General features: G+C 34.1%; 26 protein-coding genes and 5 pseudogenes. 23 read left to right on the forward strand and 8 right to left on the reverse strand.

Going from position 1 to position 26,202, the window contains the following annotated elements; translation table 11 throughout:
• Positions 1-208 precede the first annotated feature (208 nt).
• Complete coding sequence (locus ACUXVC_RS05535; protein WP_000566764.1) at positions 209-796, reverse strand: hypothetical protein; 588 nt, start codon at positions 794-796, stop codon at positions 209-211.
• Between the two features lie 339 nt (positions 797-1,135).
• Here ACUXVC_RS05535 and ACUXVC_RS05540 point away from each other — a divergent pair.
• From ACUXVC_RS05540 to ACUXVC_RS05575, 8 genes and pseudogenes are all read left to right on the forward strand, one after another.
• Positions 1,136-1,579, forward strand: a pseudogene (locus ACUXVC_RS05540) (RHS repeat-associated core domain-containing protein); the annotation flags it as partial.
• 484 nt (positions 1,580-2,063) lie between these two features.
• Complete coding sequence (locus ACUXVC_RS05545; protein WP_043936595.1) at positions 2,064-2,282, forward strand: hypothetical protein; 219 nt, start codon at positions 2,064-2,066, stop codon at positions 2,280-2,282.
• A gap of 49 nt (positions 2,283-2,331) precedes the next feature.
• Positions 2,332-2,811: a hypothetical protein gene (locus tag ACUXVC_RS05550; protein WP_016082555.1), complete on the forward strand. Its 480-nt coding sequence runs from the start codon at positions 2,332-2,334 to the stop codon at positions 2,809-2,811.
• A gap of 222 nt (positions 2,812-3,033) precedes the next feature.
• Positions 3,034-3,342 carry a ribonuclease E inhibitor RraB gene (locus ACUXVC_RS05555; protein WP_050842816.1) on the forward strand — a complete coding sequence of 103 codons (309 nt, stop codon included), beginning with the start codon at positions 3,034-3,036 and terminating at the stop codon, positions 3,340-3,342.
• A gap of 260 nt (positions 3,343-3,602) precedes the next feature.
• Entirely contained in the window at positions 3,603-4,067 is a 465-nt protein-coding gene (locus tag ACUXVC_RS05560; protein ID WP_144465808.1) for a DUF6882 domain-containing protein, read from the forward strand.
• Between the two features lie 230 nt (positions 4,068-4,297).
• The gene (locus ACUXVC_RS05565; protein ID WP_094194604.1) at positions 4,298-4,855 is read left to right on the forward strand and encodes a hypothetical protein; all 558 of its coding nucleotides are present in this window, start codon (positions 4,298-4,300) and stop codon (positions 4,853-4,855) included.
• 40 nt (positions 4,856-4,895) lie between these two features.
• A complete protein-coding gene (locus tag ACUXVC_RS05570; RefSeq protein WP_162871155.1) occupies positions 4,896-5,054 on the forward strand; it encodes a hypothetical protein in 159 nt (52 codons plus the stop codon).
• 10 nt (positions 5,055-5,064) lie between these two features.
• Complete coding sequence (locus ACUXVC_RS05575) at positions 5,065-5,547, forward strand: hypothetical protein (RefSeq protein ID WP_001005735.1); 483 nt, start codon at positions 5,065-5,067, stop codon at positions 5,545-5,547.
• A 345-nt stretch (positions 5,548-5,892) separates the two neighbouring features.
• Here the strand turns inward: ACUXVC_RS05575 and cytK2 are convergent, their stop codons facing one another.
• On the reverse strand, positions 5,893-6,903 hold the full coding sequence (gene cytK2, locus ACUXVC_RS05580; RefSeq protein WP_000830627.1) for a beta-channel forming cytolysin CytK2: 1,011 nt from the start codon (positions 6,901-6,903) through the stop codon (positions 5,893-5,895).
• Between the two features lie 143 nt (positions 6,904-7,046).
• Positions 7,047-7,160, reverse strand: a pseudogene (locus tag ACUXVC_RS05585) (TetR family transcriptional regulator); the annotation flags it as partial.
• A 34-nt stretch (positions 7,161-7,194) separates the two neighbouring features.
• Here ACUXVC_RS05585 and ACUXVC_RS05590 point away from each other — a divergent pair.
• Positions 7,195-8,301: a metallophosphoesterase gene (locus ACUXVC_RS05590; RefSeq protein ID WP_446025962.1), complete on the forward strand. Its 1,107-nt coding sequence runs from the start codon at positions 7,195-7,197 to the stop codon at positions 8,299-8,301.
• Positions 8,302-8,435: 134 nt separating this feature from the next.
• On the forward strand, positions 8,436-9,413 hold the full coding sequence (locus tag ACUXVC_RS05595; RefSeq protein WP_144465807.1) for an HD domain-containing protein: 978 nt from the start codon (positions 8,436-8,438) through the stop codon (positions 9,411-9,413).
• Between the two features lie 39 nt (positions 9,414-9,452).
• Here ACUXVC_RS05595 and ACUXVC_RS05600 read toward each other — a convergent pair whose 3' ends face one another.
• Positions 9,453-9,785, reverse strand: a complete 333-nt coding sequence (locus tag ACUXVC_RS05600; protein ID WP_064532861.1) for a winged helix-turn-helix transcriptional regulator — start codon at positions 9,783-9,785, stop codon at positions 9,453-9,455.
• A 135-nt stretch (positions 9,786-9,920) separates the two neighbouring features.
• On the opposite strand from ACUXVC_RS05600, the gene ACUXVC_RS05605 reads away from it, so the two are divergent.
• The gene (locus tag ACUXVC_RS05605; protein WP_098127187.1) at positions 9,921-11,300 is read left to right on the forward strand and encodes an MFS transporter; all 1,380 of its coding nucleotides are present in this window, start codon (positions 9,921-9,923) and stop codon (positions 11,298-11,300) included.
• Positions 11,301-11,342: 42 nt separating this feature from the next.
• On the opposite strand, the gene ACUXVC_RS05610 is transcribed toward ACUXVC_RS05605, so the two are convergent.
• Positions 11,343-12,461, reverse strand: a complete 1,119-nt coding sequence (locus ACUXVC_RS05610; RefSeq protein ID WP_098127188.1) for an anti-sigma factor — start codon at positions 12,459-12,461, stop codon at positions 11,343-11,345.
• Between the two features lie 5 nt (positions 12,462-12,466).
• Positions 12,467-12,970: an RNA polymerase sigma factor gene (locus ACUXVC_RS05615; RefSeq protein ID WP_142947150.1), complete on the reverse strand. Its 504-nt coding sequence runs from the start codon at positions 12,968-12,970 to the stop codon at positions 12,467-12,469.
• A 118-nt stretch (positions 12,971-13,088) separates the two neighbouring features.
• Between ACUXVC_RS05615 and ACUXVC_RS05620 the strand changes: the two genes are divergently transcribed.
• A complete protein-coding gene (locus tag ACUXVC_RS05620; protein WP_000446842.1) occupies positions 13,089-13,991 on the forward strand; it encodes an AraC family transcriptional regulator in 903 nt (300 codons plus the stop codon).
• A gap of 60 nt (positions 13,992-14,051) precedes the next feature.
• Positions 14,052-14,417, forward strand: coding sequence for a VOC family protein (locus ACUXVC_RS05625; protein WP_095691249.1), 366 nt, complete (start codon positions 14,052-14,054; stop codon positions 14,415-14,417).
• A gap of 263 nt (positions 14,418-14,680) precedes the next feature.
• Here the strand turns inward: ACUXVC_RS05625 and ACUXVC_RS05630 are convergent, their stop codons facing one another.
• The gene (locus tag ACUXVC_RS05630; protein WP_001010445.1) at positions 14,681-16,423 is read right to left on the reverse strand and encodes a sensor histidine kinase; all 1,743 of its coding nucleotides are present in this window, start codon (positions 16,421-16,423) and stop codon (positions 14,681-14,683) included.
• Between the two features lie 9 nt (positions 16,424-16,432).
• Positions 16,433-17,137, reverse strand: a complete 705-nt coding sequence (locus ACUXVC_RS05635) for a response regulator transcription factor (RefSeq protein ID WP_095691248.1) — start codon at positions 17,135-17,137, stop codon at positions 16,433-16,435.
• Between the two features lie 140 nt (positions 17,138-17,277).
• Between ACUXVC_RS05635 and ACUXVC_RS05640 the strand changes: the two genes are divergently transcribed.
• The 10 genes and pseudogenes from ACUXVC_RS05640 (at position 17,278) to aceB (ending at position 26,179) form a co-directional block, all read left to right on the forward strand.
• Entirely contained in the window at positions 17,278-18,126 is an 849-nt protein-coding gene (locus ACUXVC_RS05640) for a CPBP family intramembrane glutamic endopeptidase (RefSeq protein ID WP_141241105.1), read from the forward strand.
• A gap of 1 nt (position 18,127) precedes the next feature.
• Positions 18,128-18,484 (forward strand): annotated as a pseudogene (locus tag ACUXVC_RS05645) (hypothetical protein).
• Positions 18,485-18,515: 31 nt separating this feature from the next.
• A complete protein-coding gene (locus ACUXVC_RS05650) occupies positions 18,516-18,815 on the forward strand; it encodes a DUF2101 family protein (RefSeq protein ID WP_016082517.1) in 300 nt (99 codons plus the stop codon).
• A 240-nt stretch (positions 18,816-19,055) separates the two neighbouring features.
• On the forward strand, positions 19,056-20,324 hold the full coding sequence (locus ACUXVC_RS05655; RefSeq protein ID WP_001233315.1) for a M48 family metallopeptidase: 1,269 nt from the start codon (positions 19,056-19,058) through the stop codon (positions 20,322-20,324).
• Positions 20,325-20,458: 134 nt separating this feature from the next.
• Positions 20,459-21,238 (forward strand): annotated as a pseudogene (locus ACUXVC_RS05660) (MCP four helix bundle domain-containing protein); the annotation flags it as partial.
• A gap of 156 nt (positions 21,239-21,394) precedes the next feature.
• The gene (locus ACUXVC_RS05665; RefSeq protein ID WP_404978265.1) at positions 21,395-22,186 is read left to right on the forward strand and encodes a methyl-accepting chemotaxis protein; all 792 of its coding nucleotides are present in this window, start codon (positions 21,395-21,397) and stop codon (positions 22,184-22,186) included.
• A gap of 59 nt (positions 22,187-22,245) precedes the next feature.
• Positions 22,246-22,526 (forward strand): annotated as a pseudogene (locus ACUXVC_RS05670) (EamA family transporter); the annotation flags it as partial.
• Between the two features lie 281 nt (positions 22,527-22,807).
• The gene (locus ACUXVC_RS05675; RefSeq protein WP_141241104.1) at positions 22,808-23,464 is read left to right on the forward strand and encodes an S-layer homology domain-containing protein; all 657 of its coding nucleotides are present in this window, start codon (positions 22,808-22,810) and stop codon (positions 23,462-23,464) included.
• Positions 23,465-23,602: 138 nt separating this feature from the next.
• Positions 23,603-24,370 carry an S-layer homology domain-containing protein gene (locus ACUXVC_RS05680; protein WP_446025963.1) on the forward strand — a complete coding sequence of 256 codons (768 nt, stop codon included), beginning with the start codon at positions 23,603-23,605 and terminating at the stop codon, positions 24,368-24,370.
• 219 nt (positions 24,371-24,589) lie between these two features.
• Complete coding sequence (aceB, locus tag ACUXVC_RS05685; protein ID WP_144465806.1) at positions 24,590-26,179, forward strand: malate synthase A; 1,590 nt, start codon at positions 24,590-24,592, stop codon at positions 26,177-26,179.
• Positions 26,180-26,202: the final 23 nt, after the last annotated feature.

Consider the following 26,202-nt stretch of genomic DNA (forward strand, 5'->3'; position numbering starts at 1 on the left):
AGTGTTCACTCTTAAATTACAAAATCTATTAATAAGAAAAGGTCTCCTAAAAGATATTTTAGGAGACCTTTTCTTTGTTTATCGTAATAACTTTTTCTCATATGAAATGTAGTCGGAAGTTTGTATATATAATAGCGGAGCGTGTTCAAACAACTATTTGATACGAGTAGTAATGAAGATATTCTTCCTACGTTCTTACATAAAATTTTTAATTTTGTATATTTGTATCATATGTTTCTGCGACAAACACAAAGTCTACATGCTCTTTATCAATAAAAATACTTGTTTTAGATGGAAGACCTGTTATGGTAGAAACAATATCAACCTCAACAAGGTCAAATCCTACACGATAAGCATCTTCAATTTCAATTCCACCAGTTAGAAAATGCAATCCATCCCCAAATGACTTAAATACAAATACATTTTCTTTCAAACTTTTATTATCCATTTCAATCCATTCTTCGTTAATATAAATCTTAAATGTCGTGCACTTTGGAACACACTCGATGTGATGTATCCCTTTATAACTATTAAGCGAAAACATATAGGTATGAGTTTCTTTAAAGTTAATATCTATCCCGTATTTAAAAGCAAAAGTTTTATATACCATCTCATAAAACAATGGCATTACAATATCATCCCATGCGTCATAGGCAAAAGCATGAATTGGTATTAGATGAGGATATAAACTTACAATCGCTTTTTGAAAATTAAGTAAGATGGTTGTATCTGTAATTTCTTTTAAAGAATCATCTATTTCATGATCATAATCTTTCGAAATTCTGTTATCAATCATATGACAAACTCCTTACATAGTCTTCTATATACTACGTTTTTCCGCATCATCAGTTACGTTCCTTCTTCAACTAAATTGCAAGTTTAACCGATGATTCCAAAAGGCCCTTGTCTTATTTTATCAATCGTTAAATGGGGTGGGGATACTACAAGCATTAATGAGATAAGAAATCGTCTTTTCTTTTTTATGATAGATTTATTTATCTTTAAACTTCAATTATATAATAAAAAAAGTATTCTGTGATTATGTTTAGGAAAATGTTGTTAAATTGTCGGATTTTGTACACGAAATATTCTGAATTTTAAAATTATATTTACTTTACTCTTTCTTTTATTTAAATTTGGATATGCGGGATACATGTATGATAAAGAAATTGGCATGTATTATCTGATTGCACGTTATTACAATCCAGACCATGGTGTGTCCTTATCGGTGAATCCTGATCCAGTGACGCAAAATGGATATACGTATGCAGAGTAGATCCAGATGGTCATTTAGCGTGGTTTGTTCCAGTAGCTAAGCTTGCTGTAAAGCAGCCATTAAAGTACAAATATAAGAAAACAGTAGCAGGTCAAATCACTGAATATACTTAAATATGCTATAAATTAATCAATTGGTCGTAATGGTATAGGAGTATCATCTAAGGCCATTTTAAATGCCGTTAAAACTGGCGAAAAAGTTATACAAAGTGGTGGTAGAACTAAATCTACTAGTAAACAGGCTGTAGTAGTTTTAAATAAAAAAGGTAAAGTAATTACAACTTTTGCTAAGGGTTCAAAATAAACTGGGAAAGGAGAAGATAAGGTTGTTTAAATTAAATAAAGAGATGCAGATTTTATTGAAACAGACATTAGAATCACAAAATAAACATTTACTATGGTTAAATGTTTATGAAGACTTAAGTATGATAGAAACTGAAAAAATAAATTGAGAGATATTATAGTAGATGAATTAATGGAAAAAGGTTTTGATGAACGAGACAATATAAACGATTTGGGAAGAGCATTAGAAGAGCTAATTGATATCTTAGGAAATTTAATACCCTAGAAAATGTTAAGCTGTATTGCAAAGTTTTTAGCAGATGGAAAGTTACGTTAATTACAGAATGAAAGATTATATAACTTTTAACAATGCGCTTAATACGAGTGTAGCTATGATTAGAGAGTTTTGCATGTGTAGAATAACTCCAAAAATATAAGGATATATTCTGAGGGCGTATGATTATATAGTATATTTATTGATTCGAATCTTTAAAAGGAGGGGAAACATGGGGAAAATAATAGGGATTATTCTGATTATAGGTGGTATGATTCCATTAATTTATGCAATGATACAAATCTATCGGCAATGGAAAGAAAAAGGACCTTCTTTTGCTCTTAAATCAATAATTTTCCTAGCCGTAAGCATTTTGCTAGATACTGCAACAACTATTATATTGTGTATGGTAACAGTATTCATTGGTATTTGTTTAATCATCTACACATAATAAGTTCAAGAAGGCTAATTTATCGATTGTTACTAATTGGAGGGATTGGATGAACTTCATTTTATATGGATCTAAACATACAGTTTTAGCTTCCGTTTTTGACTCATTTCAAGGTAGGGAAAAAGAGTTTAATTGGCTTATAACAGACATGGAGATTGTCGCACATCAGGAAGAGAAACTTATCCGAGATTATCCTAAAATGTCGCATCCAATAGTTTGGATAGCAGGTGAAGATCTTTCAAATATCGTAAATAAATATAATCCTCAATTTATTTGGGGCGTACTATCTGCGTTTGATAAATCTATAAACATTGATATTAATAATTTGCTTGTAGAGCCCTATGCAAATGGAAACGAAGGACTCTGGGTACCAAGTCCAAATATCCAGCACCCTCAAGCAAAACTTGAAATTGTTTGTTGGGATTCCAGTTTGATGTTGTTATTAAGTAACGATATAAATATTGATGATAAATTTAGAAATTACTTTAAAGAAGCTAGGGATTTAAATGCCTATAATTCGGAATTTTGATTTTAATGGAGACAACATTAATCCGTTATACGAAACAGATATGAAAAAGGGAACGGTATGCGTACTCTACAAGTAGCGTATTATAAGGTGAAAAGCGGATTCTCTATGAGGAGAATTAGATTATTATTGATTTATAAAAACAATTAGGAATAATAAACTTAATATTATTAAATGAGAATAGGATGGGAATAAATATAACTTTGAGAGAAAAGAAGGTGTATTATGGAGTTTACATTCGAAAAGGTTCAACGTATTGAAGATGCAAATATATATCGTGTTAGTAATGTAACTGATATTTATGAAACAGATTTATTTGATGATTATAATCGTAATGTTGATAATTTAAGTTTACTTGTTCAAGAGAGGATTAATCAGTTTATTGTACATAATGAAGAATTTGAAGATTGGACATGTACTTGTTCTAAAGAAATGTTCTTAATTTATGAGGATATCGTAGAGATGCAAAAGGAATTGAATAAACTGGGTGAAGAGTTTGGGGGATATACAGATGGTTGGGGTGCATTTGTGTAATATTGAATTTATTTATCGTGATAAAATAAATTGGACTGAGTAAAGAAACTATTTATGGAAACAAGAGCTTATATAAGCTCTTGTTTCTTTGTATATATTAAGATAGCTTAGTGGTAGAAACGTATATGATATGTGGGGGGCGGGCTGCCTGTAAAATCCCAATTGGTAAGGGCTGATTAAAGTTTCACTTTATATAGGTTTTGAGAGAGTAAGATATATTGTTTGTAGCGAGGATCTTGAAGGAAGGAAGCGTGTGATAATTGGCAATGACGGATGAACAATTCGAGAATTATCTTGTTATGTGTTATGACAAATTAGAAAGTAAACAGCAAAAATTCATTTCGGATTATAATATCTATAACTTTGATGAGTATTGGTATGATCAAGATCAATGTATATTACAGTTTAAAAAAAATGGTCAAGTGTTACTTGAATTTAGTGTTGTTTTTATAGGGTCCTGGTCTGGAAAGAGTAACAGTTGGATGTGGTCTTGGGCTAATGAGAATGTGGCTGATTATACAAGAAGTAAGTCTAACTGTTTGAAAGATTTACAAAAGATTACAGGAAGTGAGGTTTTTATAAATCCACTTTTTGAATGCGATCAAGAAATGGCGTATGAGCTAGCAGCCTTTTCCATTGAATATTTAGATGCAGAAGGAATGTATATGGCACCAGGTGAGAGAAGTGATGTATTTATGGCTGTTATGTCACCGCGTGCGTTGTGAGTAAGCATATTAAAAATATAGATAAGGTAGAATGAAAAAGGAGTACAGTTTAATAAATTAATAAAAGGTATTATAGTGACCGAATACCATGGTGATAAATGTAAGGGGGATTATATTGCTTGAAGTAAAGTTTTACGATTGGAAAAAAACGTCCTAAAAAACATTATTTGTTTGTACATGAAATTAGAATTTTTGAGCTAATTTTCTCAAAGAAAGTTAGCGAGTTTGAGATGGGATTAAGAGAGATTGAAAAAGTAACTGTCTTTTGTTTAGCTAATGAAAACACTGATATTTCATATGAAGTGAATAGAGCTTTGGGTGAAATTCGTATATATGTTCCATATGATTTTATGGACTTTTTAGCATTAAATTCAGTTGAAGAGAAATACAAAGAGTTTTGCAAATTAGTACGCCAATATGTTGTCCCTGGACTTGAAGAAAACTCTACTCTTTCATCATCTATTGTTAAAGGGTATATAGAGGAATCTTTAGATGAAATTGTGAAGCAAAACTATGAAGGAATATTTTTAGTTGGGAAGACACCTAAGAAAAGCCCAAGCCGTAAGAAGATAGCGATATTAAAAGGGATTCATCGTGTTAAAGGTTTCCAGCTACGATGTGAAGTGTATGATGAAAAGGGATTAAAGATTCGAGATCAACTATTGGTGGAAGAGGTAGGGAATGAAATGGTGTATGCAAGATTTTTGGGTACATTAAAATGGGAAAGTGAAAATCTAATAGTAGTTCAATCTAAATCCAGTAGTTGGAAAGAAGAAATCTATCTTTAATAACAAGGTTGTATAGTAGAAGGAGGGTTGTAGAGCATAAATGAATTTTTTTCGAAAAAATAAATTAAGTGACATTCAGAAAAAATACTATGAACATTTTGGAGAGCCGATTCAATTTGTTAATTATTATAGCCGCGGATCGGTTATGTATTTTCAAACGGATGATACGCTTTATTATGTTAATTTACTGAATGTATGAGGTGATAAATGTGAATGAACGTCTAAAGAAAATTGCAATGTTAAGAGAAAAGGTAGAGGAAAAGGCTACTAGAGAAAAGTTTTTAATGTTATGTCCGTCTATAAAAGAATTTGAGATTATTAGCGGGAAGAAAATTGCTTCATTAGTAAACTTTTTAATTGATGAAACACCGAATCCTATCAAAGTTATGAGTGAATTAAATGCTGAACAAGTTATCAATGAAATAAAAGAATTTGAACGTGAATTAACTAGTTTATTGTCTAAGAAGATTATTGTATGGTATGCACATGAAAATTGGGACTTTGGTGTGCAATTAGAATTAGAAGATTTCATGTTATATACAAAAGAAGTATTACATTTCATTGGATATGACGATGCTCAAAGAGGATTAATTTATTCTAGCCTTATTGTAGTAGATGAAGCAATGAGAAGTGCTTTTTCTTTTCTAAAGAATGAGTATAATGTCGAGATAGTACTATGGAAAGAAGGCTGAATGTATTAGAGTGTTTTGAAACAAATTGGATGAATGGTTGAATTTATTATTAGAAGAAGTGGTGCGTGGTTTAGTGTGATAGAAAGAAAAAGAGAGTCTTCAAGGGATATGTATAAGAGAGTAAAGGAGAGAAAATATGTCTTTTTATAAAGAGGAAATAAAAGGGGATAAATTGATTATAAGTGATGAAAGCATTGATATTTTAATGGATGCTTTTCAAAATAAAGGTGAAGAGATGCCTAAAAATATATCATAAAATTTCATAGCGACGATATTACTCGCGGGATCTTATTATGAATAAGTAAAAAACGAAGAGTCTAAATAGTCCCTTCGTTTTTTTTTACTTTATTTTTTCTCTACCAATTTCTTATTCTTCCAATCTAGTGTGAACAATTTATTAAATGTTTTTTGATCAACGTCTTTTACGTTGTTTCCAACCCAGTTTGCAGTTCCGAATGTGAAGCCTGGACGAAGTTGGTAGTCATCGGCGTGTTTTGTATAAGCGACTTGTAAGTTAGATTGATCTGTATTTTTTTCAGAGATAACAACAGCAATCATACCAGGAGAGAAACCGCTATTTGTTAATGCTGGAAGTTGATCCATCGGTATTAAATTACCTTTTGCATCAGATTCATATAGGTATGTGCGAGAGTACATGAAAAGTTGGTTTCCATATAAAGAATGATAGGAGTCACGTGTGTAAATACCCCAGTTTTGATTGTTATATCCGTTAAAGAATACGTTCCACTTTACGTTTTTGTTTGTTTGGTCAATTAAATTTGTTTTATAACTAGTTTGTTTATAGCTTACAGAGTCAGACCAAGTGACTTGACCAGTTGCACCAGCTTCACCGCTAGGGCCATTAGGCGTTACAGAAGCTTTAACAGAGCCACCAAGTTGATAAGATACGCTAGATGTTACAGTCGTTTCTTCTACAGCATTTGTAGGCGCTACGTTAAAGAAACGAGCGCTGTTATCTTGAAGGTTAAATGCAACATCATATTGTGAAGGATAACGTAATGTTGCACTAGCGCCAGGGATTGGGTAGTTATCAATAGGTGCATCACTTATAGTAGGATTTGCTTTTAGAAAACTACCAGTTGTATTAATAACGGCAATCTGTTTATCAGCGCTTGGGTCATCGATAAAAGTTACCTTTAAAGACATTGTCATATTATCAGCTTGATCATTATTAAATGTATTATAGCTCGTATGTGTTTTTGCGTTTTGTCCGATATCTGTTACAACTTGTGATGTTGTTTGAGCATAAGCAGCAGGTGTTGAAAGAGTTACAGCGCTACTAGCAAAAACAGCGGATAATGCTAAACATTTTAAATATGTTTTAGAACGTTTCATACAATCACTTCCTTTTATCTTTGTCGATATATGTCGTATTTCATTCATATCGTAACATAAAAATAAAACGGAATAGATGTATATGCATAATTGCATAGGTGAGTTTTGAAGGATAAAGATAATAGAATTTCATCCAACACTTAAGACTCTAAAATGCCCATTACAGCCGTTCCTAAAAATTTTAAGACGATATGTTTACCAATGTTTTTATTGGGAAGATTGAAGTGCTTAATATTTACGTTATAAGTGCATAACAAGTTATAATAGAAGAAATCAATAAGGAGGCTGGCTGTGAAGAATCTTCGTTATCTCAATATATTTACCATATTAATTATATACACACTACTTATGTTTTACATCGGCTGGAACGGATGGGTTTGGCTTCATGCAGTATTTGGCTGGGAATCCTGGGGATATTATGCTTTCATAGTCGCATTTATTTCATATGCGTACATCCTCGTGCAAGTGTTTAAGTTTCTGCCATTTCTGCGAACGATAGGTTCGATTTGGTTTGCGGTTATACAATATGCGCTTATGTTGTTCCCATTAGCTGATATTATGGTCTTTCTTTTACAGTTTTCAGTAGAGAAAGAAGCGGCAATTATTTGGACAGGGGCGGCTGTGATAGCTGTATTTATCTTTACCTTTGCGTATGGAGTATTTAATGCGTATAGTCCGGTAGTAAGAAAATACGAAGTGCACATACCGAAAAAGGTAAAGGGGCGTAAAAGTTTACGTATTGCGATGGCTTCTGATATGCATTTCGGTAAACTGTCTGGCGTTTCGCATTTGAAAAGACTTGTTCGTCATGTAAATGAGATGGAACCTGATATTATTTTGCTGCCAGGTGATATTATCGATGATCATCCAGGTGTGTTCATTCACAAGAATATGGGACCAATCATGAAACAAATGAAAGCGCCATTAGGTGTATATGGCGTATTAGGAAACCATGAATACTACGGCAGAGCGGTTCCAGAGTTTTTACAAGAGATGGATAAGATTGATATTCGTATTCTTTTAGATGAAGTGCTTACAATTGAAGATGACTTTTATCTCGTTGGAAGAAGAGATAAAACAGAGCGAGATCGCCAAAGCTTTGAAAAACTTATGAGTACAGTGGATAAATCCATGCCAGTTATCGCAATGGATCATCAGCCATTTGAGTTGAAACAGGCAGCGGATGCTGGTGTAGACTTATTATTATCCGGTCATACGCACCGCGGACAAATGGCTCCCAATCATATTGTAACGAGAAGAATGTACGAGCTAGACTGGGGATACGCACAAAAAGGCGCGTTCCACGCAATTGTTTCTTCTGGATTTGGATTTTGGGGACCACCGCTTAGACTTGGTAGTAGGTCGGAGATTGTGCAGGTAGAAGTTACGTTTGAATAGGGGTTATGAAATAGAGAGCTGATGGCTCTCTATTTTTTTCAATAAAAACAAATAACAATAAATATTTATGTTGGTGCTAATTTCATAAAAGAGATACGATTATAAGACTCGATTAAAATAAAGGGGGATTGTAAGTGATCATATCAGATGTACTATACGGAGAATTTGAAGTGGATCAAGTAGTAGAAGAATTAATTTCAAGTAAGTCTATGCAAAGACTAAAGGGAATTCATCAAGCAGGCGCAAGTTATTTAATGAACGAGAAATGGAATGTAACGCGCTTTGATCATTCAGTTGGTGTTATGTTATTAGTTAAAAAACTAGGTGGTTCAGTAGAAGAACAGATCGCTGGTTTACTGCATGACGTATCGCATACTGCTTTTTCCCACGTGATTGATTACGTTTTTGATAATGAAGATGAAAGTTACCATGAAGAGATATTTAGTTCTGTTGTGAAAAACTCAGAAATTCCAGCGATCCTTGCGAAGCATGGTTATAACTATGAAGATATTTTATTAGATGATTCGAAGTGGACATTACTAGAAAGGTCAGCACCAGAATTATGCGCAGACCGAGTGGATTATACATTACGAGATATGCATACATATGGGTATATTTCTTTAGAAGAAGTTCACAGTTTTTTAGAGGATGTGATCGCAGTAGAGGGGAAAATGGTTCTGCAAAATATCCAAATAGCGGAATGGTTTACAGAAACGTATTACAAAGAAATAATCGATTTCTTTATGGAACCAATGAATATTTACGGAAATGATATGTTAGCGAAAACGTTAAAGTTAGCTCTTCATAAAAAGGTCATTCATGCCGATGATTTTCTTCTTGAAGATGATGAGCTTATTTTGAAACTGCAGCAATGTAGTGAGCCAGAAGTGCATGCTTTATTAAGTAAAGTTCATCCGAATGTAATAGTAAAAGAAGATAGAAACGATTACAATCTGTATCAGAAAAATAAAGTTCGTCTCATTGATCCGCCGTTACTTCGAGAAGGTGAAGTTGTTCTATCGTCTGTTGTGTCAGAAAACATAAGGAAGATGAGTGGGGTCGCTTATGAAAAAGCGGTGAGAGGGATGTATGTGAAAGTGATTGCGGATTAGCAAAAAGAAGGTATCATCACATAAGATGATACCTTCTTTTTATTCATCTAATATTTTCCACTCATTTCCCCAGTCCTTCATCGCGTCAAAAATAGGACGGAGTGTTTCGCCTTTTTTTGTTAGTGAATATTCCACGTGAGGTGGCATAGTTGAATAGATTTTTCTCTTTATAATATTTTCTTGTTCAAGTTCTTTTAAGCGAAGAGAGAGTGTGCGTGGGCTAATGCCACTTAGACGTCTTTCAAGCTCAGCAAAACGTTTAGGACTATAGAACAAATCTCTTAAAATTAAGAAAGTCCACTTTCCACCTATTACAGACATTGTTTTTTCAATGGGACATTTCAATAAAATTTCATCGTTTTTATTTTCCACATAAACACTCCTTACTATATAAAAGTATAGGTACTATATAAAAAATCAGTACTTTTATAATTAAAGTACTTTCTTTATTATAGTTCTAAAGGAATATATAGGTAAATTACTAATTTTTGAAAGGGGAGTTAGCAAGTGGGTGGGGTGGCTAGTAGAAATTCAGATGTTCAAACAAAAGAGAAATCGGGTATTATCATTTTAATCGCTTTGGCAATGGGATTTATTATGGCAACGTTAGATGTAACAGTAGTAAATGTTGCAGTGGTGAATATTCAAGAAACATTAGGACTGGCATTGTATAGCTCGACATGGATTGTCGACGGATATATTTTATCTTTTGCGGCATTATTATTGGCTGGGGGGTCATTAGCCAATCGATTTGGAGCAAAAAAAATATATATGATTGGTTTAATTATTTTTGTGTTCGCATCTCTTTTATGTGCGATTGCTACAACTGGGAACATTCTTGTTATGGGGCGGGTAATTCAAGGTGTTGGAGCGGCTTTATTTATGCCAAGTTCACTTAGTTTATTAGTAGTATCATTCCCGGATGAAAAGAAGAGAGCTAAAATGTTTGGTATATGGTCGGCAATTGTATCCATTGCTTCTGGTACGGGTCCTTTTATTGGTGGCCTTTTAGTAAATACATTTGGCTGGCGAAGCATTTTTATTATAAACCTTCCAATCGGGATGATTGGTATTGTAGTGGCTTTTGTAATTATTCCAAATGTTTTACCGGAAAAGGAGAAAATAAATGTAGCGAATCATTTAATCGGTATAATTGCAATAACATTATTGGCGTTTACTCTAATTGAAGGTCCAAGTTATGGATGGTCCTCGTCTCAAATTTTAGGAGGAATAGTAGGGACGGTATTAACCGCTATTCTCTTTGTTTATGCAGAACGAAAGTCAAAAAACTCGGTTGTGCCAAGAGTGTTGTTCCAAAACGAGACGTTTACCTCAGCAAATATAGTTGGGTTTCTAATAAACTTTGCTTTATTTGGCGGAATATTTATGTTTGGACTCTTTTTACAAAAAGCATACGGAGCAAGTCCATTTGTAGCAGGATTACAACTATTGCCGATGATGAGTGTATTTGTTATTGGAAATTTATTATTTGCAAAAATGGTGACTAAGTTTGGCTCAAAATTGCTATTATTCATAGCGTTATTTATAGCTAGTATAGGATCTGTATTATTAATGTTTCTAGTGAAAAATGTGAGTTATATAGGAATTGCACTCATTTACAGTGTTGTTAATCTTGGAATCGGTATAGCAGTACCTGCCATGACTACAATTGTAATGAAATCTGCCGGTCGTGAAAATGGCAATATGGCTGGAGCAACTTTAAATGTAAATCGTCAAATTGGTGCATTAGTCGGTATAGCGATTATGGGAATCATTTTAAATGAATCATCGAATTGGTACAGAGGGGCAAGCTATAGTTTTTTAGTTATTGGGCTTTCCTATCTATGTGCAGCATTTTTAGTTTGGAAGTTTGTGGAGAGGGAATAAAACAAGTAGAGCATCACTTCTAGATGCTCTACTTGTTTCACATTACTGGTCAAACCAATTCCAAACCTCAATATCTCCAAGAGTCGCATAACGTACGTGCGGGGAGTTTTGTAGTTTTAATAATTCTTTTGACGGCCCAGTAATGACAATGCCGTATACTTTTACACCGTTATCTTTTACATACTGATAGCGTTTATCTAAGTTCAGCTCTTTTTCAGGAGTCTGAGTGGTTTTACTTACAGTTTCTTTATTTATAGAAAGAATACGCATCATTTCGATTACTTCATCTTCTTTTGTCTTTGGGCGTTTTGCTTCATTTTCAGGAAGATTTATATGTTCTCGAAATCCGATAATCTCTCCGCTATGCAAGATAAAATCGTCTTCATTTATTCTTTCTTGTCCTGTGTCTAAAGCGTACCATAAAGGAGTTGGAGGCATTTCTTGTGCTTCAAATGCGCTATATAGAATTGATTCGACTTCTTGTAAAGTGTAAGCTTTATCGAAAGATATCGCTACTTCTGCAACGGTCCCCTCATGTATCTTTCCAAGTGTATCCCAAACTTTTTTAGATGATTCTTTCAAAGAAGCTTCTTCCTTGATTTTTGGATGAACAAAGGAAAGTTTTTTTGAATAGGGTTTATTTTCCCAAGATGGATTTGAGACAGTTACAGACGACAAGAAACTACGCGTTGTTACTGTACCGATTGGAATTTCTTTTTTGCCGACCGTTTTATATAAATCCATTTCATTTTCTGTACGGAAAAAGGGTTTAATCTTTATACTGCCTCCAGCGGAACGACTATTTGGCATTGTTGCTTCTAGTGCGAGTGATGGAATCTCATCTACTTTAGTTAAGTTTTTCATATTATAGAAGTAAAGAGAAGATGAAAAATGACCGATAAAATAGATTGCTATACAAACCGCAAGGACAAAACTAACGGTTTGCCAACGTTGTTTCCATTTTATTTTCCAAAACGGGACTTTAAGGTTTTGTGGTGGTAGTCTTTTCTTTATTGGTTCACTCTTCGAAAGCAACTTATCTAAGTAAGATTCACACTCTTCACAGGTCTCAATATGATTTTCTAACTGTTCTTGTTCATTATGGGTGAGTGTCCCTTTTTCATATTTCTCCCACAGTTTTTTGAATTCTGCACAACCCATCTGTATCACTCCTCTATGTTTCTCGCTTCTTTCCGTCCGCGGTGTAATTCAATTTTCACTTTCGCTAATGAGAGACCAGTCATTTCTGCTATTTCCTTATAGGAGAATCCATAGTAATCTCGTAGTAGCAGGGCATTTCGTCTTTCGAGCGGAATAGAAGATAAACTTTCTAACCAACTAGCGATCTCAAATTTTACGAAATATTCATGTTCTGTACTTGGCACGTTTGGTAAATGGAATTCTTCCACTGTAGTTGTTTTATATTTTTTTTCTTTTCGATACCAATCGATAAAGGCGTTGTAGGCTATTGTAAATAACCACGGCCTAATTTCTTCACCTTTATAATAATCAATATGGACGAGCATGCGGTAAAAGGTTTCCTGCATGAGATCTTCAGCAAAATGAGAATCTCCGGTTAGGGAGAGAAGATAGCGAAATAAATCATGCATATGATCTGAATAAATGTCTTCTAATGATTGTTTGCGTTTCACTAATTTCCCTCCCTTCATACATAACAACGAAATACATATAAAAAAGTTACAATTTTTTATGGAATTATAGTAAAAAACGTCAAGAATTGGATTGCGTTCTCTTTTATCATAATACATATAAGGCGGGTGAACAGAGATGGAAAGCTATGAAACACAAATTCAAAGGTCAATTGATTATATTGAGGAAGATGTAATGGAAAAACAAACGCTGCGTAATTTAGCTCGCATTGCAGGTTTTTCTGAGTCGCATTTTCACCGTGTATTTCAGGCATTAGTAGGTGATACAGTAATGGAGTATGTTCGAAAGAGGAGGTTAGCCCGGGCAGCTTATCAACTTTCTCATACGGATGAAAAAGTTATTGATATCGCGTTTGAACATGGCTTTCAATCTCACGAAACGTTCACGAGAGCCTTTAAAAAATTATTTCAAATGACACCGAGTGAATATCGAAAACAAGAAATCGAAACACCGATGTATTACAGAGTGAATGTAAAGCAAAGAAAATTAAATCCGTATTTAGGGGGCATACAAATGGAATATCGTATTGTAAATAAACCAGAATTTTTAGTGGCGGGTTATGAATTGAAGACGACAAGTAAAGAAGGGAAAAACCATCAAGACATTCCAGTATTTTGGCAAGAATATTTACAAAAAGATCTTGGGACAACAATTCCCAATCGTAAAGATACGAGCCAATGGGTAGAGCTTGGATTATGTACTGATTTTAATTTAGAAACAGGGGACTTCACTTACATTATCGGAATGGAAGTTACAGACTTTGAAAATGTACCAAATGAAATTGCGAAGCGTACTTTCCCGGCAGCAACATATGCAGTATTTACAACGCCGAAAGTTCCTCATGAAGAAATGGTATCGTCTATTCACCAAACTTGGAATGCAGTATTCTCAGAATGGTTCCCGCATTCAGGATATGAACATTGCGGTGTTACGGAGTTTGAACTGTACGATGAGCGTTGCCACGAAGATAAGAGTGAGTTTGCACAAGTAGAGCTTTGGATACCGGTGAAGAAAAAATAATAGGGTAAGAGCGAATCGTTGGGAGATGGTTCGCTTTTTCATAAAAGGGGAAATGGGAAAATGTTCAAAAAACTAGAATGTGTATCTATACATGCGAAAGATATAGAAAGATCAGTTTCTTTCTATAAAGAAATGGGAATGAAGCAAAACTGGATGATAGAAAGAGAACTAGAAGAAGGGGTTATTTGGACGTTAATAGGATTGAAGTTTCCAGATGAGAAAAGTTCGGAGTTAGTAATAAGCAATCATCCGGATATTAATTTTACGGAAGTCGAAGTATTAGTAGAAGATGTACAACAAACGTATGAAAGTTTAAAAGATAATAAAGATGTAAAATGGATTCGCGAACCATTTCCAACAGAATCAGGACATGTTGCAGTAATGGAAGCACCTGAGGAGAATGTGTTTGTGTTAGTAGGGAAATAGCTGAAATATGGAGTGACCTTTCATAGTGAGTTATGAAGGGTTATTTTTAATTTGTATAGTAGTAGAGGAAGTAGGTTAGTATTGTCGGTAAGTCGATATATCTAGAAAATCGCTGATATAATTCGAGTTGCGCCGATATATTCAAAAAATCGCCGATATAATTTCATATACCGCTAAAACACCTCAAAAAAAACGATTCACATAATTTCAATTACCGAAAAATTCTCCCAGAAAAGAAAAAAAGACGCCACATAGCGTCTTTCCTACGAACGAAACGGAAATACAAGAATAATCGTCGTTCCTTTTCCGAGTGCACTATCAACGGAAATTGTCCCGTTATGAGCATGAACGAGCTGTTTTGTAATGGCTAGGCCAAGTCCAGTTCCGATGTTGCTTTCTTCTGTGTTTGTTCCGCGGTAATATCGTTCAAATAGAAGTTCTTTCGTTTTTTCATCCATTCCTTTTCCGTCATCTGAAATGGAGAGTGTAAAGGAATTAGCGTTTTGTGATAATTTTACGATGACAGTAGTTGTTTCGTTATTATGTTTTACAGCATTTACGAGTAAGTTTTCGATAATACGCTGGAACCATTTTTCTTCAATGAAATATTGAATTTTATTTGAGCTCGGTACGAATTCAATATTTTGATTTTGGAGTGTTGGATTGTTAATAAATTGCAATAATACTTTTTGAACGAACTGATTGATTTCAACGTTTACGTGTTGGGCAGGAAGGCTGTTATTTTTTAATTGATACGTTAAGCTTAAATCATCAATTAATGTCGTCATATATTGAGATTTCTCTTTCATAACACTACCAAATTGCTGAATATCACGATCAGTCCAGTTATATTGATTCGATTCGAGTAATAATGCGTAGCCATATATAGAGCTAAGTGGTGTTTTTAAATCATGCGTTAGACCGGTAATCCATTCTTCTCGTGTTTGCTGGAGTACTTGCCTCATCGCATCATTTTTTTTGAGTGTAATAGAAAGGTGTTCTAGTGAACTTGTTACATCTCTAAACAAACGAAATGACCATTTTTCTTTACCAGATCGCCGGAACCTGACAGGTTTTCCTTTTTTACTAATAGGTTCTTCATACTTTCCACCAGCGATATTTTTAAGCCAGCGCATCGCATGTAATAACGGTTTCCCGAATTTATTACCGTACCAAATAGAAAGAATGACTAAATAAACAAATACGATAAGAAGGATTAATCCGCATCCGATGAGAAACTTCTTAGTAAATACATCTTCAATTTCGTCATCTGGATAGTAGTGATCATTTTTCGCAGTCACAACGAGAAGGTTGCCACTATTTGCATCGTAAAAGCTAGACGTGTTTTCTTTATGATTCCACGGTTCTTTTTCATTAAGGGCGATTTGTATTGCTGAAAATGTTTTTTTCTTTCCAGCTGGATAGGCAAAAACCTCTTCGCCATTTTGATTAAATATTTGAAGTGCTGCTTTTTCTTTAGACAGTAACTGTTTTTCTTGATCTGTTAATGTAAACGAATCCATCGTTAAAGAGGAGTGATCCTTTTGAATTGCTGTCAGTAACGCATTGCTTTTTAACATACCACCATAAATAACAAGTACTTTCTTTTCTTCTAATTCAATTTCCCAATATGTAAATTTATAATTACTTTCGATATGATGTTGTATATATGCGACTAAAGATGTCTTCGTATAAGCATTCGGAACATCATTTGGTGTATTAAAGTGGTAGAGGATTTTTCCGTTTTCATCTACAACTTGGAGCCAATCATTTTTCTCCTTTATTAAATCTTGCACTTCAGATTGTAACGAAATATGCCCATCTTCTGAAGAGATGTATCTTGAAATTGTAAAACTATCAGAATCTGGAATATTAGGTTCGTATAAAGTACTAGTAAGAAGAAAAATTAAATAAGTAAAAGCAGCAACTACAGCGATAAGTAATGTAACTAAAACAAAAACGTGTTGCATGATAAATTGAATAATAAGTCGTTTATTAAAATTCATATCGTCACCCTACTTTGTAACGAACTTATAACCAAGCCCGCGAACGGTTTTTATATATTCTGGTTTACTTGGATCGTGTTCAATTTTTTCACGTAGTTTTCGAATGTGGACCATAACAGTGTTGTCATCGCCATTATAGGCAGGTGCTCCCCAAACTTTTTCGTATATTTCCTCTTTCGAAAATACGTAGTTCGGATTCTCGCAAAAGAAGAGTAGTAGTTGAAAGAGTTGAGCGGAACATTCGACAATGTGACCATCCACTGTCAGTTCTGCAGAGTGCTGATCAATTTCAAATCTGCCAAATGAAATCGAGTGTGATTTTTGTTCGTGTGGTACGGTTTGTTTCATATGTCTCCGAAGCTGTGCTTTCATACGTGCTACTACTTCTAATGGATTAAAGGGCTTCGTAATATAATCATCCGCACCGTATGAAAATCCGGATATTTTATCTAAATCAGATGCTTTTGCTGATAGGAAGAAAATTGGACAATCTGTTTGTTGGCGAATGATTGGACAAATATCAAAACCGGATTGTCCAGGAAGCATTACATCTAAAATAATTAAATCGTAATTGTTTTGCTTAGTTAGAGATAAAGCTAGTTCAGCTGATGTTGCAGTTGTAATATGAGAAAAACCTTCTTTTTCAAGAATGGTAGTTAGTAATTGTAAAATTGCTGTTTCATCATCAACAAGTAAAATATTTGCTTGGTACATAAAAATCCCTCCTAATTTTCTCGAATATCATATCATCATTTTGTAACTTATGGAATTTTTAAGGAAATTTTAAGGTTTTCTTTCGCAAAAAATTAAGAATCAAATGATATGATAAAAGTAACATAGGGGAGGAGATGAGTGTGAATCCGTTTCAAGTGATGCGAGCTAGATATTTTTTAATTGTATTTTCACTATTAATTTTAATAGCGAGAAGTAGTGGCGATTTGCTAACAAGTATATTTCATATACAAAATTCTTCTTTTATAAATATCCTTATATTCTATATCCTTCCGATCGTATGGATTTTTTATGAGTATAGAAAGCATCGCATTTCATTTTCATTGTTTGTTAATAAAAATGAAACATTTAACTTGGTGCAAGTTTTATACATTACGGTTATGTTGTGCATGTTTAGTTACGGGTATCTTATTTTGTATATGTATAGTTTTGCATGGATTACACCGGACTTTATTATGAATGCCCTGCATGAACCGATTATAGATAGTACTGGGGGATATGTATATCAAGTCATTAGGGTCGTATTCATCGCACCAATTATCGGGGAGTTTGTTTTTCGCGGATTTTTACTTCAACGTTTTGCAACAAAATGGGGAACGAGCATAGCGACCATCGTTGTAGCAATATTGTTTGCGTTGTTACATGTTGATTTCCTCGGTGCAGCCATATTCAGCATCGTATTATCAATCGTATATATTCGTACGAAAAGTTTACTCATGCCAATTGCAATACATATGTTAAACAATGCATTTGTAATGGGTGCGTCTTTTTTAATAAGTAGAGAAAAAATTATGAGTTTTGCTGATTTCTCAAATTACACGACATTCTTTCCTGGACTTATTATTTTTATAACAGGATTAAACTTAGTACTTATCTTTTTATTTGTTAATCGTAAATATTGGAGTAAAGAAGTGCCAGTTATATATGCAGAGCAGGAAAAGAGCTTTTCAGATATAGTGGGGAGTAAATGAGATGAAGAAGACGGTTGAAAAAATATTAAAAGACATTATAGATGCTACGTCTATTACAGATATGTGTGATAAAAGCGTTTGTCATTGGCTTCAACCTGTAGTAGATACGATTGTGTTTCCAGAGTAGTACTTATTTTCTAGTACTCATTTAAAAGAAAATATTATTTCTCTTCTTATTGTGTTCGGGGTTTTACTAATATTTGGTCTAATTGTAGAAGAAATGATGAAGCGCATCTTCAGAAAGAATGAAGAGAAGTATATGTGGATTCATAAAGTATTCGAGAAAGTAATGGTGGCTTTCCTTTTGTTTTATGGTATAAAAACAATCATTTACTTTATAGCTTTGAAACATCATTAATTCGAAATTTGAAAGGGATGTATAAAATTATATGAATGAAACGATATCATCAAATAAGTTTTTTTATTTGATTTTACTTAGTCTAGTGTTAATAACGACAGTGAATGTTATTTTGCGCTGGGAGGAAGCTTACTTTTTCATGTATTTAGCGCTTCATTTGCTAGGGATTTTATGTATAAGTGGTGGAGTGGTTACTGAAAAAAAGAATGAAGAAAGCGTTAATTATATGTGTGTTATCGGTCTTGTTTTACTTTTAGCTGTACAAGGTATTATGAAATATAGTTCTTTCTCTTTACAAGATTTTAATTTATTAATAGATGTACTTCCTTAAAGAGGCTTTTTATGTTATCTAAAAAGCAAGTAGGGTACGTGTGTTGGTTTGTACGTGCGATCCTTATTCCGGATTATGAACTAAAGAAAGTGTTTAAAGATAGGTAAAACTCTTCTTATGTAGAAGAGTTTTTTTATGTAAATAAAAGGATTTCGAGCAATTCACATAATAAGCTTGTTCTAATTTAGCGTGTACGAACTTACAATAATAATAGACAGGCAGCATAGAGGAGGGAATAGCGTGAGGAAGGTTATTGGTTGGTCGCTTTTTTTGTACGTTGGATTTGCGTTACTTATATATTGGTATTTATTTGGATGGAATCATGAACTTATTCCGGACATGTATAAAGGAACAAGTGCAGATCCAGAAACGTTTATGAGTGCGAGAGAGCTTACGCTAAGCCAAGATTATTCGCGCGTGAAAAATTTACTATACTTTTTAGCGACGCCTCTTGAATGGATTATTTTATTGTTTGTACTTGTGCTAGGTATTTCAAGAAAGTTTGAGAAATGGTCGAAGGAAACGACTAAAATAAGTGTCTTGCAAGTTGCGATTTATTTCTTTTATTTATCATTACTGACAACAGTGCTTGCCTTACCGATGCAATGGATTGGCCGGAAAGTGTCCGTTGATTACGGCATTTCAACGCAAAGCACACAAAGCTGGATTAAAGATCATGTTATCGGTTTTTGGGAAAGTTATGCGACTATGTTAATTGTAGTGACCGTTCTATTATGGCTTATCCGTAAATTTCCGAAGAGATGGTGGCTAGCAGGGTGGGCGCTCTCTGTTCCATTTACAATCTTTTTAACATTCATACAGCCTGTCGTTATTGACCCATTGTATAACGACTTTTCGACGCTGAAAAATAAAGAATTAGAAACGAAAATTTTAGCGATAGCAGACAAAGCGGACATTCCTGCTAAGCACGTATATGAAGTAAATATGTCAGAAAAAACGAATGCATTAAATGCTTACGTAACAGGAATTGGCCCTAACGCCCGTATTGTAATGTGGGATACAACGCTTAAGCAGTTAAAAGATAAAGAGATTTTATTTATCATGGCTCATGAAATGGGGCATTATGTTATGAAGCATATATATTTTGGCGTTGCAAGTTATGTATTGCTATCGTTTATAGGTATGTTTTTAATTAGTCGTATTATAAATATGTGTATTCGCAAATGGGGAGATACATTGCAAATTTCAAAAGTGGCATGTTTCTCCATTTTACCTTTATTTTTCTTAATTTCTTCTATACTCTCATTTGCAGTACAACCAGCAACAAACTATGTTTCACGTATAGAAGAAAGAGCGGCAGATCAATATGCTTTAAATATGACGAAGGATGGGAAATCTGGTGTGAAAACTTTTCAATATTTATCAAAAACAAGTTTAAGCCAAGTAAATCCGCCTGCGTTAGTGAAGTTTTTCTTATACACGCATCCACCAATTTTTGAAAGAATTCATGCATTTGAACAATATGAGAAACAAAGAAAAAAGGAGTAGCTATTATGCTACTTTTTTTTATAGAGATATAAGTTTCATATTGGGAATATTTATCATTGCTTTTTATTGCGATTTTGTAAATAATAAGCTATAAAATTCTAAAAATCTATATATAAAGGAATAAAGGTGAAAAAATGTATTTTTTACAAAATTTAAAAGTGAAATATAAATTATTAGCGCTTATTTCATTAGCAGTTTTAGGTATGGTAATTATGAGCAGTGTAGCAATTAATTCCATTAATAAGATTAAGCACGATACAGAGGTTGTAGTAGATGATTATCAAAATTCCGCAATTTTATTAGAAGGAATGCTTCGTACACAAAATTCACTAGAATATAACTTATTGGAGTTAATTACGGCATCACAAAATGAAGTGGCAAATAAAGAGGGAATAATTAATAATATTGAAAAGGATCTTAAAAAATATGATTCTTTATTAAAAGAATATGATGATGGTTTTAATTTAAGTAAGCAAGAGGATGAACTGTTTCAGAAGATGAAGAAATCTTTGCCAAGTTATATGGAGACATACAAGAAGTTGTTTGACAAAGCGAAGGTAACAAATGAATCTCAAATGGTAAACGAATTTCAAAAAGACTTAAAACCAAAGGGAGTAGAGTTAGCTGGTTATGCAGTGGATCTAGAATCGTATGTTTCAAACTTAGCTGATCAAGTGTTTAAAGATTCTCAAAAAATGATTGATCGATCCGTTATTACCTTTATCATTCTTGTAGTAGTTATTACAATCGTTATATGTATAGTAAGTTATATTATTAGCAAGCTTATAGTTGCTCCTTTACAAACGGTTAGTCGTATGATGGAAAGAGCGAAAGAAGGAGATTTAACTGTACATGGTGATTATACTGCTAAGGATGAATTAGGTGTATTAGTAAGTAATTTTAATGAGATGATTGCAGGGCTAAGAACAAATATGCAAGAAGTAGAGAATAATATTCAGCTTCTATTCCAATATACAGACGGAGTAGCATCTGCGTCAGAAGTATCTAGTAGTGCAGCAAAAAAAATCACTATGGATATTGAAGAAGTCGCAAATGGTGCAGAGAGTCAAATGCAAGCAATGGAACAAACTGCGGGTGCGATGGAAGAGTTGACACAAGGAATGCAGAGTATAGTCAATACATCATCCTCTGTAAATGAATTATCTGCTCAATCAGCATTAGATGCAGAGAGTGGTAACAAATTAATGAAACAAATGATTCAACAGATGGATACAATCCAAAATTCGGTACATAGCGGTGTGAAACAAGTAGAGACTATGAAAGAACAATCAGAAGAAATTGTTAAAATCATTGATGTAATGCAAGGTATTACATCTCAGATTAACTTATTAGCATTAAACGCCGCAATTGAGGCTGCACGTGCTGGTGAAAGTGGTAGAGGATTTGCAATTGTGGCAGATGAAGTGCGGAAATTAGCAGAACAATCTAGTGATTCTGCAAAACAAATTGAGAATCTTATTACTCAAGTTATGGGAACAACGAACCATACGGTACATATGATGGGGAAAGTAGATAATGAGGTACAGGCAGGTACACAAGTAGTAATGCACACAGAAAAAGTATTTGGAACAATTACAGAAAAAGTACAACAAGTATCTGAGCAAATTCAAACGGTATCTATGTCTACAGATGAAATTGCAGCGAGTAGTGAGGAAATCTCGGCTTCTGCAGAAGACATGGCTCAAATTTCCCAAAGATCATCTGACCGAACTGATAGGGTAAAAGAGTCTATTCAACAGCAGGAAAAATCTGTTCAAGAGATTTCGGTTTCAATTGAACATATGCATAACGCAGCAGGAAAACTAAAACAAATAGTTGCCCAATTTACTCTTCAAAAGTAGTAGCATATTTGAGTGTTAATAAATATAAAAAAAGCATCCTCTTTTAATAAAAAAGGATGCTTTTTTTATTGCTACTATTCATAGACTTCGGGCATTTTCAAGGCGATGATTTAGACATACTAGATTTGTATATTACTTATTTTTTGACAGTTTAAGAGATTTATCGACGAGACTCATTTCTGTATTAGTGTTTTTAGATCCTGCTGTTGCCAAACTATTAGACCGGATTTAGATGCAAGTAATAGGGATTATCCTTATATTTGTAGGGATGGCACTAACTTTTCGCAAGGGAAGAGAAGGCGAGTTATCAGTGAAGGGGAATGCTACCTCTGAAATATAAATTATGAATATAGCAATCGCCATTAGGTATCTCTTTTAGGTCCCAATAAAGAGAAGTTGTAAAGTGAAAAGGAGTTTATAAAGAAATTGTAGAATGTTTTAGTATATAACACCTTAGATGTGACAACTTCCTTTTTGAAAAAGAAAGAAGAAGGCATAAAGCAGAAAGGTAGTGGAAATATTTCTCCTAGAAGATTTGCATTTTATCTTACATTCACCAAAAAAGAGTACTCCTGAAACAATGAAATTCATTTTATTTGAATGAAATAGGGAGAGAGGATAATGAAGAAAAAAATATTGGGTGTAATGATGATTGCGACAATGGCAGGAGGTATATTTGCAGGGACGAATGTGACGCCTGTAAAAGCGGAAGAGTATCCACAAATGATTGTGTTTGAAGATGTTCCATACGGATTTTGGGCATATGATGCTATTATGGATTTAGCATATCATAAAATTATATTAGGGTATGGAAACGGGAAGTATGGTGTTGGTGATCTTATAACACGTGAACAAGTAGCTGGGACTATTTACAGAACACTTGAGATAAAAGAAGAAGGGCCAGCAGCGAATCCATATAAAGATGTTTCTGATAGTACAACAACTTTTAAAAAGGAAATTTTGGCGTTAACAAAACGTGGTGTTTTTTCAGGGGATGGCCAAGGGAATTTTAGGCCGAAAGCACCAATCTCTAGAGCGGAAATGGCTGTCATTTTAAAACGAGCATTTAATTTTGAAACGAAACAAAAACATACATTTAAAGATATTCCAAAAGGCCACTGGGCAGAAGAGGCAATTAGTGCGTTACAATCTAATAATGTTGTGAGAGGAACTGGGAATGGCATGTATGAATTAAATCGCCCTGTACCTAGAGAACAATATGCTCAGTTTATTAATAATGCGATTATTAATTATCATTTGAAAGAGGATTGGAAATAGAGTGAAATATGAAAGCACAAATAGAAATATTTGTGCTTTTTTGTTTGTTTAAAAAAGAATTATTATTCGTTTATTTGTATTTTTAATGTTATACATAAGCTTTATAATCAACCCCATAAAAAAGACATGATGTGTAATATGATTCACAAAACCGTCACGAAATGTGTCGAAAAATATATTGTCGCTATACCATTTATTCTGTATATTTTTAAAAAAACATATACATATTGGGGAGATAATTTGATGAGCAAAAAATTATTAAAAACAGCTACAGCATTAACAATTATGGGTGGGGTGTTATTCTCAGCAGAGAGTAACAGTGTAAAAGCGGAAAGTGCACCGTTGCAAAAAACAAATACAATTGTATTTAAAGATGTACCAAAAGGACATTGGGCATATGAGGCAATTCATGAATTAGCGGAACAAGAAATTATTTTGGGATATGGCGATGGAATATTCGGTTTTGGGGATAATGTAACACGTGAGCAAGTTGCAGCTTTAATTTACCGTGTGTTTGATATGGAAGAACAAGATGAATATGAAAACCCATATGGAGATATTGATGAAAATTCAACAAGCTTTATCGAGGAGATAGTGGCTTTAACGGAAATGGGAATTTTCCAGGGAGACGAGAATGGAAACTTTAGACCGAAGGCGACGTTAACGCGTGCGGAAATGGCACAAGTTCTTACGAATGCTTTTGACTTACAGGCCAAGGGATCTCATAACTTTAATGATGTTTCAGCAAATTCATGGGCAACGAATGCAATTAGTGCAGTACAAACAAATGGTATTACAATGGGAATCGGAGAAGGTAAATTCGGTCCGTCTATGAAGGTAACGAGAGAACAATACGCACAGTTTTTACATAGAGCAATATTGCATGATATGGAACAAGGGCAGTAATAAAGTTTAACTAGTCAAAGTGAAATTTAAAAATAATACAAAAAGGTCGTTGTTGTATAACAGCGGCCTTTTTTGTATGAAATAAAGCGCGAAAGAATGGCGTTTTGAAAAAAAACGAAATGAATTTTCAAAAAAAACTTCCTTTTCTGAAGATTTGTTATATAATATAAAACATGAAATCAAATCTGTTATAAAACAGTTTAAGAAGGGGATGCTAATATGTCGACGCAAACTTCACGGGTTACACTCGTTGGAGAAATGTTACCAGCGTACAACGAAATATTGACACCTGAGGTGCTTAGTTTTTTGAAGGAACTACATGAGAATTTTAATGAGCGCCGCATAGAACTTTTACAAAAACGTGTAGAAAAACAAAAAAGAATTGATGCAGGGGAGTTTCCGAAGTTTCTAGAAGAAACAAAACACATACGTGAAGCGGATTGGACAATTGCCAAGCTGCCAAAAGACTTAGAGGATCGCCGCGTAGAGATTACTGGACCGGTAGATAGAAAGATGGTCATTAACGCTTTAAATTCAGGAGCGCATCTTTTTATGGCGGATTTTGAAGATTCGAATTCACCAACTTGGGAAAATGCAGTTGAAGGTCAAATCAACTTACGGGATGCAGTAAAGGGAACGATTTCACATGAAAATGATAAAGGGAAAGAATATAGATTAAATGAGAAAACAGCTGTACTCATTGTACGTCCAAGAGGATGGCATTTAGAGGAAAAGCATATGCAAGTTGATGGGAAAAATATGTCGGGTAGCTTAGTAGATTTCGGCTTGTACTTTTTCCATAATGCGAAAGCTCTTTTAGCAAAAGGAAGCGGCCCATACTTTTACTTACCAAAAATGGAAAGTTATTTAGAAGCGAGATTATGGAATGATGTATTCGTATTTGCTCAAAAATATATCGGCATTCCAAATGGAACGATTAAAGCAACTGTGTTACTGGAAACGATTCACGCTTCGTTTGAAATGGATGAAATTTTATATGAGCTAAAAGATCATTCTGCTGGCTTAAACTGCGGAAGATGGGATTATATTTTTAGCTTTTTAAAGAGTTTCCGTAATCATAATAAATTCTTACTACCAGATAGAGCACAAGTCACGATGACGGCGCCATTTATGCGTTCGTATTCTTTGAAAGTAATTCAAACATGTCACCGCCGTAATGCACCAGCAATTGGAGGAATGGCGGCACAAATTCCGATTAAAAATAATCCAGAAGCAAATGAAGCAGCTTTTGAAAAAGTGCGTGCTGATAAGGAACGCGAAGCTTTAGACGGTCATGACGGGACTTGGGTTGCCCACCCTGGACTTGTACCGGTTGCAATGGAAGTGTTTAATCACATTATGAAAACACCAAATCAAATTTTTAGAAAACGTGAAGAAATATTTGTAACAGAAAACGATTTACTAGAGGTACCGGTGGGAACGATTACAGAAGAGGGCCTTCGTATGAATATTAGCGTAGGTATTCAATATATTGCATCTTGGTTAAGCGGACGGGGAGCAGCACCCATTTATAACTTAATGGAAGATGCGGCAACTGCTGAAATTTCAAGAGCACAAGTATGGCAATGGATTCGTCATGAAGGTGGAAAACTAAATGATGGTCGTAATATTACGCTTGAATTAATGGAAGAGCTAAAAGAAGAAGAATTAGCAAAAATAGAAAGAGAGATTAGTAAGGAAGCCTTTAAGAAAGGGAGATTCCAAGAGGCGACAACGTTGTTTACAGATCTCGTTCGAAATGATGAATTCGTACCATTTTTAACATTACCGGGTTATGAAATTTTATAAAAAATGAAAAGGGGATGGAACAA

The sequence above is a fragment of the Bacillus sp. N6 genome, from assembly GCF_052805735.1.